This is a genomic window from Nocardiopsis sp. TSRI0078 (assembly GCF_001905145.1).
Lineage (GTDB): Bacteria > Actinomycetota > Actinomycetes > Streptosporangiales > Streptosporangiaceae > Nocardiopsis.
Genome location: NZ_LWLB01000033.1, coordinates 126,801 through 144,195 on the forward strand (window position 1 = coordinate 126,801; position 17,395 = coordinate 144,195).

General features: G+C 71.7%; 18 protein-coding genes and 2 tRNA genes. 12 read left to right on the top strand and 8 right to left on the bottom strand.

What is annotated here, in order from left to right; all coding sequences use genetic code 11:
• The first annotated feature begins 57 nt into the window (after positions 1–57).
• The 4 genes from A6A08_RS19795 to A6A08_RS19805 all read left to right on the top strand — a co-directional run bounded on the left by A6A08_RS19795 (position 58) and on the right by A6A08_RS19805 (position 2,000).
• The gene (locus A6A08_RS19795; RefSeq protein WP_073704118.1) at positions 58–420 is read left to right on the top strand and encodes a hypothetical protein; all 363 of its coding nucleotides are present in this window, start codon (positions 58–60) and stop codon (positions 418–420) included.
• Positions 421–625: 205 nt separating this feature from the next.
• Positions 626–904 carry a WhiB family transcriptional regulator gene (locus A6A08_RS19800; protein WP_073704119.1) on the top strand — a complete coding sequence of 93 codons (279 nt, stop codon included), beginning with the start codon at positions 626–628 and terminating at the stop codon, positions 902–904.
• A gap of 56 nt (positions 905–960) precedes the next feature.
• On the top strand, positions 961–1,122 hold the full coding sequence (locus tag A6A08_RS28300; protein WP_199866995.1) for a hypothetical protein: 162 nt from the start codon (positions 961–963) through the stop codon (positions 1,120–1,122).
• A gap of 305 nt (positions 1,123–1,427) precedes the next feature.
• Positions 1,428–2,000, top strand: a complete 573-nt coding sequence (locus A6A08_RS19805) for a M48 family metallopeptidase (RefSeq protein WP_073704120.1) — start codon at positions 1,428–1,430, stop codon at positions 1,998–2,000.
• Between the two features lie 137 nt (positions 2,001–2,137).
• Here A6A08_RS19805 and A6A08_RS19810 read toward each other — a convergent pair whose 3' ends face one another.
• Both A6A08_RS19810 and A6A08_RS19815 read right to left on the bottom strand, forming a co-directional pair.
• On the bottom strand, positions 2,138–2,704 hold the full coding sequence (locus tag A6A08_RS19810) for an NUDIX hydrolase (RefSeq protein ID WP_073704121.1): 567 nt from the start codon (positions 2,702–2,704) through the stop codon (positions 2,138–2,140).
• A complete protein-coding gene (locus A6A08_RS19815; protein ID WP_073704122.1) occupies positions 2,705–4,144 on the bottom strand; it encodes a zinc-dependent metalloprotease in 1,440 nt (479 codons plus the stop codon).
• A gap of 123 nt (positions 4,145–4,267) precedes the next feature.
• Here A6A08_RS19815 and A6A08_RS19820 point away from each other — a divergent pair, with 123 nt between their 5' ends.
• The 3 genes from A6A08_RS19820 (at position 4,268) to A6A08_RS19830 (ending at position 6,986) form a co-directional block, all read left to right on the top strand.
• Complete coding sequence (locus tag A6A08_RS19820; protein ID WP_073704123.1) at positions 4,268–5,335, top strand: NAD-dependent epimerase/dehydratase family protein; 1,068 nt, start codon at positions 4,268–4,270, stop codon at positions 5,333–5,335.
• 56 nt (positions 5,336–5,391) lie between these two features.
• The gene (locus A6A08_RS19825) at positions 5,392–5,829 is read left to right on the top strand and encodes a molybdenum cofactor biosynthesis protein MoaE (protein ID WP_073704124.1); all 438 of its coding nucleotides are present in this window, start codon (positions 5,392–5,394) and stop codon (positions 5,827–5,829) included.
• 95 nt (positions 5,830–5,924) lie between these two features.
• On the top strand, positions 5,925–6,986 hold the full coding sequence (locus tag A6A08_RS19830; RefSeq protein ID WP_073704125.1) for a PDZ domain-containing protein: 1,062 nt from the start codon (positions 5,925–5,927) through the stop codon (positions 6,984–6,986).
• Positions 6,987–7,012: 26 nt separating this feature from the next.
• Here A6A08_RS19830 and A6A08_RS19835 read toward each other — a convergent pair whose 3' ends face one another.
• A complete protein-coding gene (locus A6A08_RS19835; RefSeq protein WP_073704126.1) occupies positions 7,013–7,510 on the bottom strand; it encodes a PPA1309 family protein in 498 nt (165 codons plus the stop codon).
• 275 nt (positions 7,511–7,785) lie between these two features.
• On the opposite strand from A6A08_RS19835, the gene A6A08_RS19840 reads away from it, so the two are divergent.
• From A6A08_RS19840 to A6A08_RS19850, 3 genes are all read left to right on the top strand, one after another.
• A complete protein-coding gene (locus A6A08_RS19840; protein WP_274534055.1) occupies positions 7,786–10,785 on the top strand; it encodes a UPF0182 family protein in 3,000 nt (999 codons plus the stop codon).
• Between the two features lie 168 nt (positions 10,786–10,953).
• Positions 10,954–11,030: transfer RNA gene (locus tag A6A08_RS19845), tRNA-Met, on the top strand.
• 244 nt (positions 11,031–11,274) lie between these two features.
• Positions 11,275–11,351: transfer RNA gene (locus A6A08_RS19850), tRNA-Met, on the top strand.
• An 83-nt stretch (positions 11,352–11,434) separates the two neighbouring features.
• On the opposite strand, the gene A6A08_RS19855 is transcribed toward A6A08_RS19850, so the two are convergent.
• The 4 genes from A6A08_RS19855 to hisN all read right to left on the bottom strand — a co-directional run bounded on the left by A6A08_RS19855 (position 11,435) and on the right by hisN (position 15,447).
• Positions 11,435–12,154, bottom strand: a complete 720-nt coding sequence (locus tag A6A08_RS19855; protein ID WP_073704128.1) for an ABC transporter ATP-binding protein — start codon at positions 12,152–12,154, stop codon at positions 11,435–11,437.
• The gene (locus A6A08_RS19860; protein ID WP_073704129.1) at positions 12,155–13,174 is read right to left on the bottom strand and encodes an efflux RND transporter periplasmic adaptor subunit; all 1,020 of its coding nucleotides are present in this window, start codon (positions 13,172–13,174) and stop codon (positions 12,155–12,157) included.
• A 9-nt stretch (positions 13,175–13,183) separates the two neighbouring features.
• On the bottom strand, positions 13,184–14,446 hold the full coding sequence (locus A6A08_RS19865) for an ABC transporter permease (protein WP_073704130.1): 1,263 nt from the start codon (positions 14,444–14,446) through the stop codon (positions 13,184–13,186).
• A 194-nt stretch (positions 14,447–14,640) separates the two neighbouring features.
• The gene (gene hisN / locus A6A08_RS19870) at positions 14,641–15,447 is read right to left on the bottom strand and encodes a histidinol-phosphatase (RefSeq protein ID WP_073704131.1); all 807 of its coding nucleotides are present in this window, start codon (positions 15,445–15,447) and stop codon (positions 14,641–14,643) included.
• Between the two features lie 136 nt (positions 15,448–15,583).
• Between hisN and A6A08_RS19875 the strand changes: the two genes are divergently transcribed.
• Together A6A08_RS19875 and A6A08_RS19880 are read left to right on the top strand one after the other, a co-directional pair.
• A complete protein-coding gene (locus tag A6A08_RS19875) occupies positions 15,584–16,165 on the top strand; it encodes a TetR/AcrR family transcriptional regulator (protein WP_073704132.1) in 582 nt (193 codons plus the stop codon).
• 14 nt (positions 16,166–16,179) lie between these two features.
• Positions 16,180–16,470, top strand: a complete 291-nt coding sequence (locus A6A08_RS19880) for a DUF2087 domain-containing protein (RefSeq protein ID WP_073704133.1) — start codon at positions 16,180–16,182, stop codon at positions 16,468–16,470.
• Between the two features lie 12 nt (positions 16,471–16,482).
• On the opposite strand, the gene A6A08_RS19885 is transcribed toward A6A08_RS19880, so the two are convergent.
• The gene (locus A6A08_RS19885; protein ID WP_073704134.1) at positions 16,483–17,370 is read right to left on the bottom strand and encodes an NAD(P)-dependent oxidoreductase; all 888 of its coding nucleotides are present in this window, start codon (positions 17,368–17,370) and stop codon (positions 16,483–16,485) included.
• Positions 17,371–17,395: the final 25 nt, after the last annotated feature.

A 17,395-nucleotide genomic window follows, 5' to 3' on the forward strand; every position in this document is an offset into this window, starting at 1 on the left:
CTCCCGGCGAGGGTGAAAGATTCCCGTCGCCCGACCGTGAAGGAGGTGCCCGATCTGATGATCAGCATCACGGAAACCATCGGCTTCATCGCTGGCTCTGCCATGCCGTCGCGTCAGCTGTCCCTGACCGCTGCTTCGGGCACCGCCCTGGGCGGTCGCGTGCGCGTCTTCGCCGCGTTCGGCGAGTGCACCACCACGGGTACCGGCGTCGGCGACGGCGGCACCACCGGTGGGTTCGGAAGCCTCGGCCTCCGTCTCCCGCTGCTGGGGTCCCGGTTCGAGCAGTCCGGCCACGGCAGTGGTGTGCCCGCCGAGGCCCAGCCGGCCCTGGATTGGGCCAAGCCCATGGCGGAGCACGCAGAAGCCACCCAGCGCCGCTACGGCGTACCGGGGGAGTGTCCACGGAGGATTCCGGCCTAGAGCAGGACAGGCCGAGAGTTTCGACCGTGGCCGCGGACCCCGACACAGGGGCCGCGGCTTTCTTTGTATCTCCGTCCGCTTCCTCCTCCCCCAGGGATGAGGAGAGGACGGCGGCATCGCAAGTCCAGGTCCCTCACCGGATCGGTTCCGGTGACCCATCACCGACCGCGTTGTACGAAACGATCAAAGATCTTGGAGGGCACCGATGCTTGCGTCGGTCCTGGAAACGCCCTGGCTGTCCGACACCGAGGTTCCCTGCCGCCTGGAGCCCGACCTGTTCTTCGCGGAGGCTCCCGCCGACGTCGAGGCGGCCAAGGCCGTCTGCGGCGCGTGCCCTGTACGGGAGCAGTGCCTGGCCGACGCGCTGGAGCGCCGGGAGCCGTGGGGCGTCTGGGGCGGGCAGCTGCTCGTCTCCGGGCAGGTCGTGGCGCGCAAGCGCCCCAGGGGCCGCCCCCGGAAGAACCCCGCTCCGGTCGCGGCCTGACAGAGCCCGTACAGAAGACCTCCGAAACCACACATATCCCAAAGGACCGAAGACTGATGACGATGTTGGAACTCATGCGCGTGGTCGAGCAGATGGACGTCGAGACCCGGCACGTGCAGGACAGAAAGCTCACCGCCCGGCAGCTGCGCGCCCGCCAGCGCGAGGAGCGCCGGATGGAACTGGCACTCATGGAAACCGCGTGGTCACGTCTGTGTTGACGTCGCGCCGCGCGGTGGAGTGACGGGACGCCCGGCGTCCTGAACCGGTCCGGGGCCGGACGGGGACCCCTCCAGGAGGGTAACCGTCCGGTCTTTTTTGTGTATCCGAATGATAACCAGGGGGCTTCGGAAACCCTCGTGGTGGCGCGTCACACAGCCGAAAAACGGCGCTGGTCAGAGCGGAATGTGCTACGGGGCCGGATTTTTCGGTCGCGTTGCGAGAATCGGAGATCCGGTGAAACCGGTGACATAACCGAACAAGGCACACCTGTGCGAGAGCGCCTCGCTCGGCTACCGTAAACTTCGTGCCCTCGAACACCAAAGTCGAGGTACGACGCAGTCCTCGTCGCCGACGCACGGTGTCGGCCTACAGGGACGGGGACACCACGGTCGTCCTCGTGCCCGCCACGTTCTCCCGCGCTGAGGAAAAGCGCTGGGTGGGCCGCATGCTGCAGCGGCTGGAGGCCCGCGAGGGGCGCCGCCACCCCGGTGACCGCGAACTCCACGAGCGCGCGCTGGAACTGGCCCGGCGCTACCTGGGCGGCACCGAACTCCCCGACAGCGTGCGCTGGGTGGACAACCAGAACTCCCGCTGGGGGTCGTGCACCCCCGACACCCGCACGATCCGCATCTCCCGCCGCGTCGCCGGAATGCCCTCCTGGGTGGTCGACTACGTCCTCATCCACGAACTCGCGCACCTGTTCATCCCGCACCACGGCCGGGAGTTCTGGGACCTGGTGCGCCGCTATCCCAAGGCCGAGCGCGCCCGCGGCTACCTGGAGGGGTTCAGCGCCGCATCGCGCGGGGAGGCCTGCGACCCGGCCGCCGACGAGGACGACGAGGAGCTCGACACGGCCGAGGTCGCCTTCGAGGAGTGAGGGCGCGCTCCGAGCACGCCCGCGGTGGGTGACCAGCCACAGGGTGCGTGTCGGCGTCCCACAGGGCGTGGAGGCAACGGACGGACGCCACGCCGCCCTCCTGCCGCGGTCATCCCCGCCCCGGCGGTGGGAGGGGGCTAGGCGGTCCGTGCGGCCCCGCGGTGCGCGGCGACCGCCTCGGCGGCGGCACGGACCAGGGCGCGGCACGCGTCGTCGGTGGGTTCGGGCAGGTCGTCGACCGGGAACCAGCCCAGGTCGGCCGACTCGTCGGGGTCGCGCACCAGTACGGCGTCCTCCGGGGCGACCGCCGCGTACTGAACGTCCAGGTGGAGGCTCCCGCCGCCGCAGGGCACCGAGTGCCGGTCCAGCCGGACCGGCTCGGGAAGCAGTGTGATCCCCCCGATCCCCGACTCCTCGGTGGCCTCGCGCAGGGCGGCCGCGCCCAGGGTGGCGTCCCCCGGCTCGCAGTGGCCGCCGGTCTGCAGCCATATCCGGTGGATCCGGTGCAGGGTGAGCACCGCCCGCGAGCCGTCGGCGGACACGATCGCCGCGCTCGCCGTCACGTGGCCGGGCAGGCACTCGCGCCACATGCCGTCCTCGTGCGCCTCCAGGTGCTCGATGTAGGAACGGCGCAGCTCCTCCTGCCGGGCGTCGGGCGCCGTCCACGTGCCCAGCACCGCCCGGGCGTCCGCGTGCAGCGACACCTACGCGCCCTCTCCCCGGCCGTTCCCGGTCCCGTCGTCCTCGCCGCCGTCCCCGGAGTCCTCGTCCCTGCTCTGCCCGGGAGCGTCCCCGGTCAGGGCGGAGATGTCGAAGTCGGCGTCGCCGAACTCACCGGACCCGTGGACGAACGCGTCCGGGTCGTCCAGGTCGTCGCTGGTGGGCATCAGGTCGGGGTGCTGCCACACCGCGTCCCTGCCCTCCACGCCGCGCGCCTCCTCCAGCGCGGACCACAGGACGGAGGCCTCGCGCAGGCGGCGCGGGCGCAGCTCCAGGCCGACCAGCGCGGCGAACGTGTGCTCGGCGGGCCCGCCGGTCGCCCGGCGGCGCCGGGTCGCCTCGGCCAGGGCGTCCGCCTGCGGCAGCCGTCCGGACACCGCGGACGAGACCACGGTGGACACCCAGCCCTCGATCAGCGCCAGGGCCGTCTCCAGCCGGTTCAGCGCCGCCTTCTGCTGCGGAGTGTCCTCGGGCTGGAGCAGCCCCTCGCCCCCGGCCCCGCCCAGGACCTCCTGGAGCGCCTCGGGGTTGGTGAGGTCGATCTCACCGAGCCGGTCCTCCAGCCCGCTGACGTCGAACGACATCCCGTCCGCGTACTCGTTGACCAGGCGGGACACGTGCGAGCGCAGCCACGGCACGTGCGAGTACAGCCGGTGCACGGCGGCCTCGCGCGCGGCCAGGTACAGCCGCACCTCGTCCTCGGGGACCCCGAGGCCCTCGGTGAACCGCTCCACGCCGGAGGGCAGCAGCGCGGCGTTGCCCTCACCGGCCAGCGGCATCCCGATGTCCGCGGTGCCGACCACCTCGCGGGACAGCTCGCCGACGGCCTGGCCCGCCTGGCGGCCGACCATCATGCTGCCCATCTGCTGGATCATGCCCAGCAGCGGGCCCGCGACGGACTGCATCTCCTCGGGCAGGTTCTGCGCCATCGAGTGGACGGTCTTGCTGGTCAGCGGGTCGCACAGCTGCACCCACGAGTCCATCGTCCGCTCGATCCACTCCGACCGGCTCCATGCCTGGGCGGTGTGGACCCCCGAAGGCAGGTCGGTAGCCTGGTCGAGCCACAGGTCGGCGAGGCGCAGCGCCTCCTCGATCTTGGCGTAGTCGGACACCGGCACGCTCGGATCGCCCTCCTGGGCGACCGTCTGGCGCGCGACGTCCTTGGCCATCTCCCAGTTCACCCCGGACGACGGCGCCTCCGCGCCGCCGGTCCCGGGACCGGGCTGGGCCGACATCATGTCGGCGAACTGACGCAGCATGTTGGCCATCTGCTGCGGGTCGCCGAACGGGAAGCCGTCCGGCATTCCGGAGCCTCCTCCGCCCGGGCCGCCGCTGCCGGCACCCGAGCCGGAGTCGCCAGAGTGGCGTCCGGACTCGTCATCGGGATCGTTCGGCATGCTGAAACCGAAAGGCAGGTCGCTCACAATCAGACCTCAGGCAGGATTAGGTTTGGTCTCCACTGTCACGTTAGCTGGGAGTCGCCCGGAGTGAATACCGAAAGCAGCCAGGTTCGCCCAGAGCACAGCCCTCCGGACGGCGCGGGCAGGGTGATCGCCGTCACCGGTGCCGCGTCCGGCGTGGGCCGACTCCTCGTGCAACGCCTGGCCACGCCGGAAGGTTCCGCGGCCCCCCGCGAGGTCGTCGCCATCGACGACGAGTTCGCCGACCTGCGCGGGGTCACGTGGCGTATCGCCGACGTGTGCGACCCCGGCCTCGTCTCCCGCCTCGGCGGGGTCGACGTGCTCGTGCACACCGCCGACGACCGCTCCCTGGAGACCCGCCCCTCCCGGCGCCGCGCGCACAACATCCGCGCGGCCCAGACGGTCCTCACCGCCGCGGCGGCCTCAGGAGTCCCGCGCGTCATCCTCGTCACCAGCACCATGGTCTACGGCGCGGCCCCGGACAACCCCGTGCCGCTCGCGGAGAACGCCCCGCGCGTGTCCGACAACAGCGAGGGGCTCATGGGCGACTTCGCCGAGATCGAGGCCCTCGCCGAGCGCGCCCGCCGCGCCCACCCCAGCCTCACCGTGACCGTCGTGCGCCCGGCGCCGCTCGTGGGACCCGGGCGCGACACCCTCCTCAGCCGCCACTTCTCCGCGCCCCGCCTGCTCACCGTCAAGGGGCACGAGCAGCACTGGCAGTTCTGCCACGAGGACGACCTGGCCAGCGCCCTGGCCTTCTGCGCCGTGCACGGGGTGGACGGCCCCGACGGCGTGGTCGCCGTGGCCAGCGAGGGCTCCCTCCCCCAGGGCGAGGTGGAGAGCGTGGCCGGGATGAAGCACTTCGAGGTCCCCGCCAACCTGGCCTTCGGCGCCGTCCGCCGCCTGCACCAGGCCCGGATCACCCCGGCCGCGGAGGGGGAGCTGAAGTTCCTCGTCTACCCGTGCGTGGTGGACTGCTCGGTGCTGCGCGGCGCCGGGTGGAAGCCCGGCTACGACAACGGGGCCGCCCTCGCGGCCCTGCTGGAGTCCAGGAGCGGCAAGCCCGCCCTGGTGGGCCGCAGCCTGGGCCGCAAGGAGGTCACCATCACCGCGGCCGGTGCCGCCGGCGCCGCCGCCGCGGCCATCGGCACCGCCGCCGCCATCCGCCACCTGCGCAGGCGCAAGGGCGTCTGACCCGCGGCGTGTGACCGTGCCGACATGGGACGACGTCCGATTGGTACGGTCGTGTCGTGGAAGAGATCACTCTCGCGTCCGTACGCGACACTCCCCTCTCGGTGGACGAGGTCCTCGCCGCGGTCTCCGACCCGCGCGCGGGCGGCACCGCCGTGTTCGTCGGCACCGTCCGCGACCACGACCACGGTCGTGACGTCGCCCGGCTCGCCTACACGGCTCACCCGACGGTGGAGGGGCAGCTGCGAGCCGTCATGGAGAAGGTGCTCAGCGACACCTCCGTTCCGGGCCGCCCGGTGGTGAGGATGGCCGCGACGCACCGCGTCGGTCGACTGGAGATCGGTGACATAGCCGTGGTCGTGGCCGCCGCCGCCGAACACCGGCAGGAGGCCTTCGAGGCCTGCCGCCGCCTCATCGACGACCTCAAGGCCCAGGTGCCCATCTGGAAGCAGCAGGACTTCGGAGACGGCCGGAGCGAGTGGGTCGGCTCGCCCTGAGCGGACGGCGCGGGGCGGGCCCTCCCGCGTGCGCACGCGGACGGACGCCTTCGGGCCTTCGTCCGCAATAGGCTGTGCGCATGCTTCGTCGCGTCATGACCCTCGTTGTCGCTCTCGTCCTCCTCGTCGGGCTCGGCATCGGCAGCCTCTTCCTCCCCGTCCCCTACCTGGTGGCCGCGCCCGGCCTCACCGTGGACACGCTCGGAGAGGTCCAGGAGGAACCGGTCATCCGGATCGAGGGCGCGCGGAGCTACGAGCACGAGGGCTCCCTGTCCATGGTGACCGTGCAGTACGCGGGCGGACCCCAGCACCGGCTCGACTTCCTCACCGTCGTCACCGCGTGGCTCTCGCCCACCCAGGCGGTCCTGCCCGAGGAGCTCCTCTTCCCCGCGGGGCGCACGCCCGAGGAGGTCACCGAGCGGCAGACCGTGCAGATGAACGACTCCCAGACCGACGCCACCGCCGCCGCGCTCAACGAGCTCGGCATGGAGTACGAGGCCGTCCCCGCGGTCAGCGGCACCGTCGAGGGCATGCCCGCGCACGGCGTGGTGGAGGAGGGCGACCTCATCCTGGCCGTGGACGGCGAACCCGTGCCCACCGAGGGCGGCGGTGACTCCGGAACCCCCGCGGGCAGCTCCGCGGTCGTGGAGATGGTCGGCGACCGCGAGCCCGGCGATCCGGTCGCGCTCACCCTGGAGCGGGACGGCGAGACCGTCGACGTGGAGGTCGCCACCGAGGAGGGCGAGTCGGGCGGCGCGGCGGTCGGTGTGCTCATCACCGACCGGATGGACTTCCCCGTGGACGTGGAGATCACCATCGGCGACATCGGCGGGCCCAGCGCGGGCATGATGTTCGCGCTCGGGATCATGGACCGGCTCAACGAGGAGAGCCTCACCGGCGGGGCGGCCGTCGCCGGCTCCGGCACCATCACCGCCGACGGCCGGGTCGGCGGGGTCAGCGGCATCCAGCAGAAGATGGTCAGCGCCCAGCGCGACGGGGCCGAGTACTTCCTCGTGGCCGCCGACAGCTGCTCCCAGGTGTCCCAGTCGGCCGCCTACGGGGAGCTGGACGTGGTGCGGGTGGAGACCCTCACCGACGCGGTGGACGCACTGGAGACCATCCGCGACGGCGAGGGCGAGCTGCCCCGCTGCGAATAGCGGGGCGCGGGCGGGGGCGAGGGGCCTCAGTCCTGGCCCGGCTCCTCCTCGACGTCCAGGGTCAGCGCCAGCGCCGAGGTCAGCGCGGGGACCAGGTCCGCGCCGTTGAGCACCTCCGACTCGCTGTCGTGGCTGCGCATGCGCATCGCGCAGTGCCGGGAGCCGTCGCGCAGCACCCCGGCGACCATGCGGATCTCCTCGGTCTCCTTGCCGGAGGAGTCCGGGTCCTCGCCCGGGGTCAGGGTCTCGTCCGAGCCCTTCACCACCAGGCGCTCCATCACCAGCGCGCACCCGGCGACGCCTTCGGGCCACATGATGCGCCCCAGCGCCTCCTCCAGCGGAACGTCGTCCGGCAACTGCTCCTGCTCGACCGGGGTCAACTCGTCGGGGTCCACCGGGGAGTCGATCCCCAGCAGCTGGGCCAGCGCGGGCTCCGCTTCCAGCAGGTCGGCGGTGGGCACCAGGGCGTACAGGCCCAGCGGCCGGTCCCAGCCCTGCTCCGCGGCGTGGCGTTCGAGGTCCATAACGGCTTCGCGAATGTTCGACACGTTTCCATAGTGACCGATGTGGAAACCCCTACGCTTCCGTTTCCGGCCAGTAGGGTCGCCACGGGGCCCCGGATGCCACTCCGATACACCAACGATGCAGCCTTGTCATGCGTGCGAGGGTGGTTTCGGGAACCCCGGGGCCACCGTTTAAGTTTTCAGTAATAGAGCGCCACACGCGCACCGAACGCACCTACCAAGCCAAACGAGGGGGAGGCGTGAGCTTCCGATCGCCCGGCGCACCACCTGCGCGTATGCCTCGCCGATCAAGGTTGCTCGCGCCAGTCGCAGCGACCGTGGTCGTCATCATCGCGGGGCTGATGCTCGCCGCGAACTTCTGGACCGACTACAAGTGGTTCAGCTCCGTCGGATACACCTCGATCTTCCTGACCGAGCTGTGGACCCGTGTACTGCTGTTCGCCGTATCCGGCCTGGTCATGGCCGTCATCGTCGGCGCGAGCATCTTCTTCGCCTACCGCTCCCGGCCCGGCATCCGGCCGATGAGCCTGGAGCAGCAGGGCCTGGACCGCTACCGGCAGTCCATCGACCCGCACCGCAAACTGTTCTTCTGGATCGCCGTGGGCGCCCTCGCCCTGCTGGCCGGAATCGCGGCCAGCGGTGACTGGCGCTCCTACCTGCAGTTCATGAACAGCGCCGAGTTCGGGGTGAACGACCCCGAGTTCGGGATGGACGTCGCGTTCTTCGCGTTCACCTACCCGTTCCTGCGCGTCCTGCTCGGCTACCTGTACGCGGCGGTCATCCTGGCGTTCATCGCCGCGGTGGTCGTCCACTACCTGTACGGCGGCGTCCGCCTCCAGAACGACTCCGGCCAGCGCGCCACCCCCGCGGCCCGCGTGCACCTGTCGGTGCTGCTGGGGGTGTTCGTGCTGCTGCGCGCCTGCTCCTACTGGCTGGACCGCTACGGGCTGGTCTTCTCCGAGCGCGGCTACACCTTCGGCGCCTCGTACACCGACGTGAACGCGGTCAAGACCGCCCTGCTGATCCTCACGGTCATCTCGGTCATCTGCGCCGTGCTGTTCTTCGCCAACATCTACTTCAAGAACACCATGGTCCCCATGGCCAGCCTCGGACTCCTGGTGCTGTCCGCCGTGCTGGTCGGCGTCGCCTACCCCGAGATCGTCCAGCGCTTCCAGGTCGCCCCGAACGAGCAGCGCCTGGAGAGCCCCTACATCGAGCGCAACATCGAGTACACGCGCGACGCCTACGGCATCTCCGACGCCGAGGTGCAGGCCTACGACGCCTCCACCGAACTCAGCGCGCAGGACCTGGTACAGGAGGCCGAGGGCACCAAGGTGCGCCTGGTCGACCCCTCCGTGGTCTCGCAGACCTTCCAGCAGATGCAGCAGGTCCGCGGCTTCTACCAGTTCCCCGACGTGCTGGAGGTCGACCGCTACCCGGACTCCGGCGGCAACCTGATCGACACGATCGTGGCTGTCCGCGAACTGGACGGGCCGCCCTCGGACCAGGACAACTGGCTCAACCGGCACCTGATCTACACCCACGGCTACGGCATGGTCGCCGCCGCGGGCACCCAGATCGACGCTGAGGGCCGCCCGGTCTTCACCGAGTACAACATCCCGCCGCGCGGTGAGCTGAGCGAGACCGTCGGCGAGTACGAGCCGCGCATCTACTACGGCCGCGAGGGCGCCGACTACGTCATCGTCCAGGCCGAGGAGGAGTACGACTACCCCCTCGACTCCGAGGAGGACACCGGCGACGTGCCGACCCCCGAGGACGCCGTGGAGCCCGAGGCCAGCCCGAGCCCGGACGAGGCGCGGGCCCCGGCCGACGCCGACCAGGAGGGCGCGGACCAGGAGGCCCCCGCGCAGCCTGAGGAGGAGGCCCCCGCCGAGGGCGGTGAGGGCGCCGAGGGCGCGTCCGGCGGCTCCCAGGCCTACAACCGCTACGAGGGCGAGGGCGGCGTCCAGCTGAGCAGCTTCTTCGACCGGGTCCTGTACGCGATCAAGTACCAGGAACCGAACATCCTGCTCAACAGCGCCATCGCCGACGACTCGCGCATCATCTACGAGCGCGACCCGGTGGAGCGCGTCGAGAAGGTCGCCCCGTTCCTGACCACGGACAGCCGCCCCTACCCGGCGGTCGTCGACGGCAGGGTCGTGTGGATCGTGGACGCCTACACCACGTCCAACGGCTACCCGTACGCGAAGCCGATCGACTTCACCCAGGCGGTGACCGACACCTTCACGGACGGTTCGGCCCAGCAGGTCGGGGCGCTTCCGGGCAACGAGGTCAACTACATCCGCAACTCGGTGAAGGCCACCGTCGACGCCTACGACGGCTCGGTCACCCTGTACGCGTGGGACGAGGAGGACCCGGTCCTCCAGACGTGGATGGACTCGTTCCCGGGGGCCATCACCCCGAAGGACGAGATGAACGAGGAGCTCGTCGACCACCTGCGCTACCCGGACGACCTGTTCAAGGTGCAGCGCGAGATCATGCGCGAGTACCACGTGACGGACGCCGCCGCCTACTACGGCGGTCAGGACTTCTGGTCGGTTCCCAACGACCCGACCGGAGGTACCGACGCTCCCGAGCCGCCCTACCGCCAGACCATCCAGTACCCGGGTGAGGAGGAGGCCACCTTCTCGCTGACCAGCACGTTCGTGCCGCGCGGCCGTGAGAACCTGGCGGCCTTCATGGCGGTGGACAGCGATCCCCGCTCGGACGACTACGGCCAGCTCAAGCTGCTGGAGCTGCCGCGGAGCACGGTGATCTTCGGTCCCGGACAGGTGCAGAACGCCTTCGACGCCGACGCGGACGTCCGCGAGGTGCTGCTGCCGCTGGAGCAGTCCAACGCGGAGGTGACGCGGGGCAACCTGCTCACGCTGCCGTTCGCGGGCGGCCTGCTCTACGTCGAGCCGCTGTACGTGCAGGCCGGCGGCGGCGGGGCCGCGTCCTTCCCGCTGCTGCAGCAGGTCATGGTCGGCTTCGGTGAGGAGGTCGCGATCGGCAGCAGCCTGCCGGACGCGCTCAGCAACCTCTTCGACGGTGAGGCGCAGCCGGCGGAGGAGGGCTCCGAGGAGCCGCCGCCCGAGGAGGAGGAAGCCGGAGCCGGTGACGGCGGCGGTGGCGGCGGCGGTGGCGACCAGGAGCTCACCGACGCCCTCAACGAGGCCGTCGAGGCCTGGGAGGAGGCCCAGGAGTCGAACGAGGAGGCCAACGAGCGCCTGCGTGAGGCCCTGGAGGCCCTTGAGGAGCAGATGAACGAGTAGTCCGTCGTTCCTCGCTTGGTGCGGGGCGGGGCCCCGGGTCCCGCCCCGCACGCCTGTCTCCGCCCCCCGCCGCGCCCGGTACGGGAGCGTCCGCCGGCCGGGTGGCCCACGCCTCGATCCGCTGATTTGGGTTCTCGCCCGGAGCGCGCTAATGTGGAGACACAACGACGCGGGGTGGAGCAGTTCGGTAGCTCGCTGGGCTCATAACCCAGAGGTCGCAGGTTCAAATCCTGTCCCCGCTACCAGACCCGGACCCGGGAGAAATCCCGGGTCCGTTGGTTTTCCGGGTTTCCGCCTTTTCGGCCTATCCCGGTGAGGATGCGCCCGAAAGGGAGTGTCCACACGGTCAGACCGGGGTTCAGGCCCTGGTAGGCTGGTCTCAGGCCGGTGGGGAAACCGACGGGCCGAAGGGGGAGTCTCCACGGTTTTCCAGACGGAAAGCCGATTTGCTCCCGGAGGTGAGAACCTCTAGAATAGGGGACACAACGACGCGGGGTGGAGCAGTTCGGTAGCTCGCTGGGCTCATAACCCAGAGGTCGCAGGTTCAAATCCTGTCCCCGCTACCACGGAAACACCGGGTGCGAAATCGCACCCGGTGTTTTTTCGTGTCCGCACCGGTGCGCCGCCCGGTTTCCCGGGCGGCGCGCGCTCAGCGGGTGCGGCCCTCCACCAGCTCCACCACGCGGTCGGCCCGCGCGGCCACCTTGGGGTCGTGGGTCACCACGACCACCGCCGCGTCCCGGATCCTGGCCTGTTCCAGCAGCTGCTCCATGATCATGGTGCTGCTGGCGGCGTCCAGGGCGCCCGTGGGCTCGTCGGCGAGGATCAGGGCGGGTTCCCGGCTCAGTGCCCGGGCCAGGGCCACACGCTGCTGCTCACCGCCGGAGAGCTGGTGCGGCTGCGAGTGCAGCCGGTGCCCCAGCCCCACCGCCTCCAGCAGTTCTCGGGCCCTCGCCCTCCGGCGCAGCAGCGGCACGCCGGCGAGCACCATCGGCACGCCGACGTTGGCCAGGGCGGTCCGCCGCTCCAGCAGGTGGAACTGCTGGAACACGAAGCCGACGCCCTCGCCCCGCAGGCGGGACCGAGGCCCCTCGCCCAGGCGGGTGGTGTCCACCCCGTCGAAGGTGTAGGTGCCGCCGCTGGGCCGGTCGAGCAGGCCCAGCAGGTTCAACAGGGTGGACTTGCCCGAGCCGGACTGGCCGACGATCGCCACGACCTCGCCGCGCTCCACCTGGAACGTGCAGTCGTGCAGCACGTCGATCCGGGCCCCCGACACAGTGAAGTGCCGGGTCACCCCCTCCACGCTCAGCAGGGGCGCGGAACCGGGACGGGGCGCGAAGGCCCCGGGGGCCGCCGTGTCGAGGGACACCTACTCCACCTCCATGGGGAGCTCCTCGTCGGGAACGTGCTCCCCGGGAACGTCGAAGCGGGGGTCGAGCGGCACCGGGTCCAGGACCATGTCGCCGACGCTCAGCCCCTTGGTGACCTCGATGAGCGAGCCGTCGGACACCCCGAGCTCCACCTTGCGGGTCTCCTCGGTCCCGTCGTCGGCGACCACCACGACCTCACCCGCGTCGACGTTGCCGCGCACGGCGGTCACCGGGACGACCAGGACGTTCTCCGCCTTGCCGGTGCTGACCGACAGCTTGCCCCGGACCCCGTCGAAGACCTCCAGGTCCGCGGGCACCCGGCAGGACAGCTCCGCGCCGCCGCCACCGCTGCCGGCTCCCTCACCGCCCTCCTCGGGGGCCGCGGGGGCCGCGCCACCGCCGCCCTCGACCGAGCCCAGGGACAGGAACGCGCACTCGGAGGCGGGCGGGCCCTGGTCGATCTGGAGCAGGATGTCCCGGGGCTCCTCGTAGAACCGGTAGAGGTCGTTGGGCGGGATGGAGGCGACGGCGCGGAACTCGTCCGGGGCGACCGTGGCCACCACCGCGCCGGGCTCCAGCACGTCGCCGACCATCACGTCCTCCAGCCCCGACACCGTGCCGGCCGACGGCGCGTACAGGGTGACCTCCCTGGTCGCGGGGGCGGCGGGGGCCTCCGCGCCGTCCCCGGCGGCGGGAGCCGAACCTTCGGGCACCTTCACGTTCACGATCGGCGCCCCGGTGTCGACCTCGGCGCCCTCACCCACCCACAGGTGGGCGACCGTCCCGCCGTTGCGGGCCTTGACCTCCTCGCCGGGCTCGGCCCGGACGACGGCGTCCAGTACCAGCTCGGAGCTGATCTCGCCCAGCGTCACCTCGACCGGTGCGCCCTCCGTGTCCAGGGCGACCTCCTCCGGGGGAGGGACCGCCCCGCCGACCAGACGCGACACCAGCAGGTAGCCGGACCCGAGCAGTCCGAGGACCACGACCAGGACAGCGCCGATGATGATCCACTTCTTCACGTGTGTCTCCTATTCCCGGAGTCCGGCGACGACGGACGCTCGCAGTGCCCGCATCGCGGGGATGATTCCGGCCAGCAGCCCGACCAGCGCGGCGCTGCCCAGGCCGACGAGTACTCCGGAGGCGGGGATGTTCAGGGGGACGCCCTCGGGCAGCGACACGAAGTGCTCCAGCACCGCGCCGCCCGCGAGCACCGCGGCCCAGCACCCGGCGAGGGCGATGAGCCCGGCCACCAGCGACACCACCACCGCCTCCATGACCACGGCCACGAACAGGGTGGACCGGCTCGCGCCCAGGGCGCGGTAGGTGGCCAGCTCGCGGCGGCGCTCGCGCACGGTGACCAGGCCGACGTTGAGCACGCCGAGCAGGCCGGTGGCGAGGGTGATGACGGCGATGCCCATCAGGCCCCAGGACATGTAGGTGATGATCTGGTCGACCTCCTCGGCGTAGTCCGCCCGGTAGGCCGAGATGCTCTCGGGGTCCTCGACGCCCCAGCGCCACGACGCCGACGCCAGGCGGTCGGTGAAGACCTGGCCCCACGGATCCTGCGCCGCCGGGTCCTGGGGGTCGATCCGTACCTGGTAGGTGGTCTGGGAGCCCATCATCGCGAACGGATCGCCCTCCTCCTCCCCCGACCCGCCGGTGTCGGAGGAGGCCCCGAAGAGCAGTTCCTCGGAGGCGGGGGAGCGCAGGAGGTAGGCGCTGTACCAGCCGATGTCCAGCGCGGAGCTCTCCAGGACGCCGACGACGCGCACGTCCATCCACCGGTCGGTGCCGACCTGGATCCGCGTGAGGTCGCCGAGCGCGTCGGCGAGCGGCTGGTTGACGACCATGACCGGCGCCAGCGACCCGGTGTCGGCCTCGGTGAACCAGCGGCCCTCGGCCATGTTCATCCGCCGGATGTCGCCCAGTGAGGGGTCCACGCCGAGGAACTGCACGTCGGGGACCACCGAGCCGCCGGAGCGGACCGTCGGTGCCTGGGAGGGCGAGTGGTAGATCGAGATGTCCTGGCCGCCCGCGCGGAACAGGTCCTCCTCGAAGGCGGCGCGGTCGGTGACCTGGCCGAACACGGTGACCTGGAGGGTGGCCGGGCGGCCCGCGTTGGCCTCGCTGTAGGCGGTGGCGAACCGCTGGCCGAAGTCGCTGGCGGTGACCACCATGATCAGGGCGCCCACACCGACGACGATGCCCGCGCAGGACAGGATGGTCCGGGCGACGTTGGCCCGTGAACCGGCGAAGGCCAGCACGATCCCGGCTGTGAGGGAGCGCAGCATTCGGCCCCTTCCCGTGATGTCTGTGAGATCCGGCCACCGCGAGGGCGGCGCCGGGATACCCGCGGGGGTGGCGGGGTTTCAACAGGCTTATCACTGGGAAAGGCGGATTCGGTTCATCCCGGCGCGGGGAATTTCGGGTCGCTGGCGCCGACCCCGCACCGGGAAGGGGACCGGAATCGGGGAGAGGGTGCGGCTCAGCTCCGGCGCAGGGGGGTGGGGCCTCCGTTGAGCCAGGTCAGCACCTGGTCGTGGATCACGCCGTTGGTGCACACGAGCTGCCCGCCGTCCTCGAAGCCCTCACCGCGCAGGTCGGTGGCCCGCCCGCCCGCCTCCTCCAGGATGATCGGCAGCGGTGCGGCGTCCCACAGCGACAGCTCCGGCTCGGCGGAGACGTCCACGACGCCCTCGGCGACCATCACGTGCGACCAGAAGTCGCCGTAGGCGCGGGTGCGCCACACCGAGCGGGTCAGCCCGAGGAAGGAGTCGAGGCGGCCCTGCTCCTCCCAGCCGGTCAGCGAGGAGAAGCTCAGGGAGGCGTCCGACAGCTCCGACACCTTCGAGACGTGGCAGCGCGCGGCCTTCGACAGGCTGCGGCCCTGCCAGGTGCCGCCGCCCTTGGAGGCCCACCAGCGGCGGTGCAGGGCCGGGGCGGACACCACGCCCACGACGGGGCGGTCGCCCTCCAGGAGGGCGATCAGGGTCGCCCACACGGGCACGCCGCGCACGTAGTTCTTGGTGCCGTCGATGGGATCGATGACCCACACCCGGTTGCTGTTGCCGGTCCTGCCGTACTCCTCGCCCACCACGGCGTCACGGGGACGGGCGCGGGAGAGTACGCCGCGCAGCGTCTCCTCGACCATCCGGTCGGCCTCGGTGACGGGGGTGAGGTCGGGCTTGGTGTCGACCACGAGGTCGAGCGCGCGGAAGCGCTTGAGCGCGAGGTCGTCGGCAGCGTCGGCGAGCACGTGGGCAAGCCGAAGATCATCGTCAAAGGACGCCATGACCGGTAACGCTACCCTCCCGGGCATGAACATGGCCAAAGGGACGCACGCGCGTGACCAGAGCGTTAGCCGCGCCGGAGAGGCGGGGGACGCGGCGGGGGTGCCGCACACGGGGTCGGATGCGAGGATGGGGGACATGGACACCGGAAACGGGCAGAGCCGTGTCGAGGGCGCCTCGGCACGGGAGCGGTTGATGGACGCCGCCTACGCCGAGGTCGTCTCCGGCGGATGGGCCGGCCGGCGCATGGCGGACATCGCGGCGGTCGCCCAGGTGTCGCGCCAGACCCTGTACAACGTGTTCGGCAGCAAGGAGGGCCTGCTCCAGGCCGTGGTGGTGCGCGAGGTCAACGCGCTGCTCGACAGGGTGGTGCGCCTCCTGGAGGAGGGCGGGGACCCGCCGCACGCGGTGAGCCGGGCGACCCGTCTGGTGCTGCTGTCCGCCCGGGACAACCCGCTGCTGCGCGCGGTGGTCACCGGCGACCACGGCCTCCTCCCGGTCCTCACCACGAGGTCGGAGCCCCTCCTGGAGGTCCTGGGCGAGCGCATCACCGACCTGCTGGGCCAGCACTACCCGGACCTGGCGGACTCCGCGGCCGAGGCCGCCGCCGACGTCGCCCTGCGTCTGACGGTGTCGTACTCGCTGCAGCCGATCGACCCGGACGAGGCCGCGGACCGGGTCGAGACGGTCGTGCACGGGATGCTGCTGGTCGGTCGCTGAGGGAGGTGGCGCGCGTGCCGGAGGGGCCGCTGACGGAGCGCGAGCGCCAGGAGGTGCTGCGCTCCCACATGCCGGACGGGCGGATCACCGCGATCCCGGTGCGCCGACCCGCCCGCCTGGTGCTGCTCGACCAGGTCGCCCGTGCCTTCGAGCCCGGGGTCCGCTACAGCGAGGCCGAGGTCAACGCGGTCCTGCGCGGGTTCAGCGCGAACGTGTCGGTGCTCCGCCGCGGGCTGCTCGACGAGGGTTTCCTGGAGTGCGACCGCACCCGCTACTGGCGGTGCGGCGGGACCGTCGAGGTGTAGGCGCGCCGGGCCTCAGCCCCGGGACGCGGAGAGCAGGTCGACGACCCCCGTGCCGTCCTCGTCGCCGTGCCCCCGGGCCAGGCGGCGCTCCATCAGTTCCGCGTACGGGAGCAGGAGCGCGGGGCTCACCCCCTGCTCCTCAGCGGTGCGCAGCAGCGTCCGGTTGCCCCGTACCTGCATGGCGAGGTTGGAGACGACACCGGTGGTGTAGTCGCCGCTCTCCAGCTGCTCGGCGCTGGTGTGGACGCCGGCGGTCATCGCGGTGAGCCAGTCGGAGAGCAGGGCGGCGAACTCCCTCAGGCGCACGTCCTCGCCACGGGCCAGGGCGAAGGCGTGCGCGACCCCGGCGAACATGCCGTTCATCGCGCTGAGCAGGGCCACGTCGTGCAGGTCGGCCAGTCCGGCGTCCTCGCCGACGAACACGGCGCCCGTGGCGGCGGAGAGGGCCTCCCGGTGTTCCCCGAAGGCCTCCCGGGAGCCGCTGTAGAACACGTAGCCGCCCGAGTCCGGAGCGCCGATCATGGGCGGGACGGCCATGATCCCGCCGCTGACGAAGCGGGCGCCGCGTCCGCGCGCCCACTCCGCCCGGGCCCGGGCCTGGCCGGGGGTGCCGGTGGTGACGTTGAACAGGTCCCTGCCCTCCAGGTCGGCGTCGGCCAGGACGGTGCCGACGGAGTCGTCGTCGAGCAGGCAGGTGACCACCAGGCGGCTCGCGGCGGCGGCCTCCGCGGCCGTGGCGGCGACGTCGGCGCCCTCCGCGGCCAGCGGCCCGGTGCGGGCGGGGCTCCGGTTCCAGACGGTCAGCGGGTACCCGGCGGCGAGCCAGGCGCGGGCGAGCGCGGTACCCATGTCCCCGAGCCCGAGCAGTGAGATACGGGACTTCACGGTGTGTTCGGCCATGTCGACTACGCTCGTCGCTCGTTGG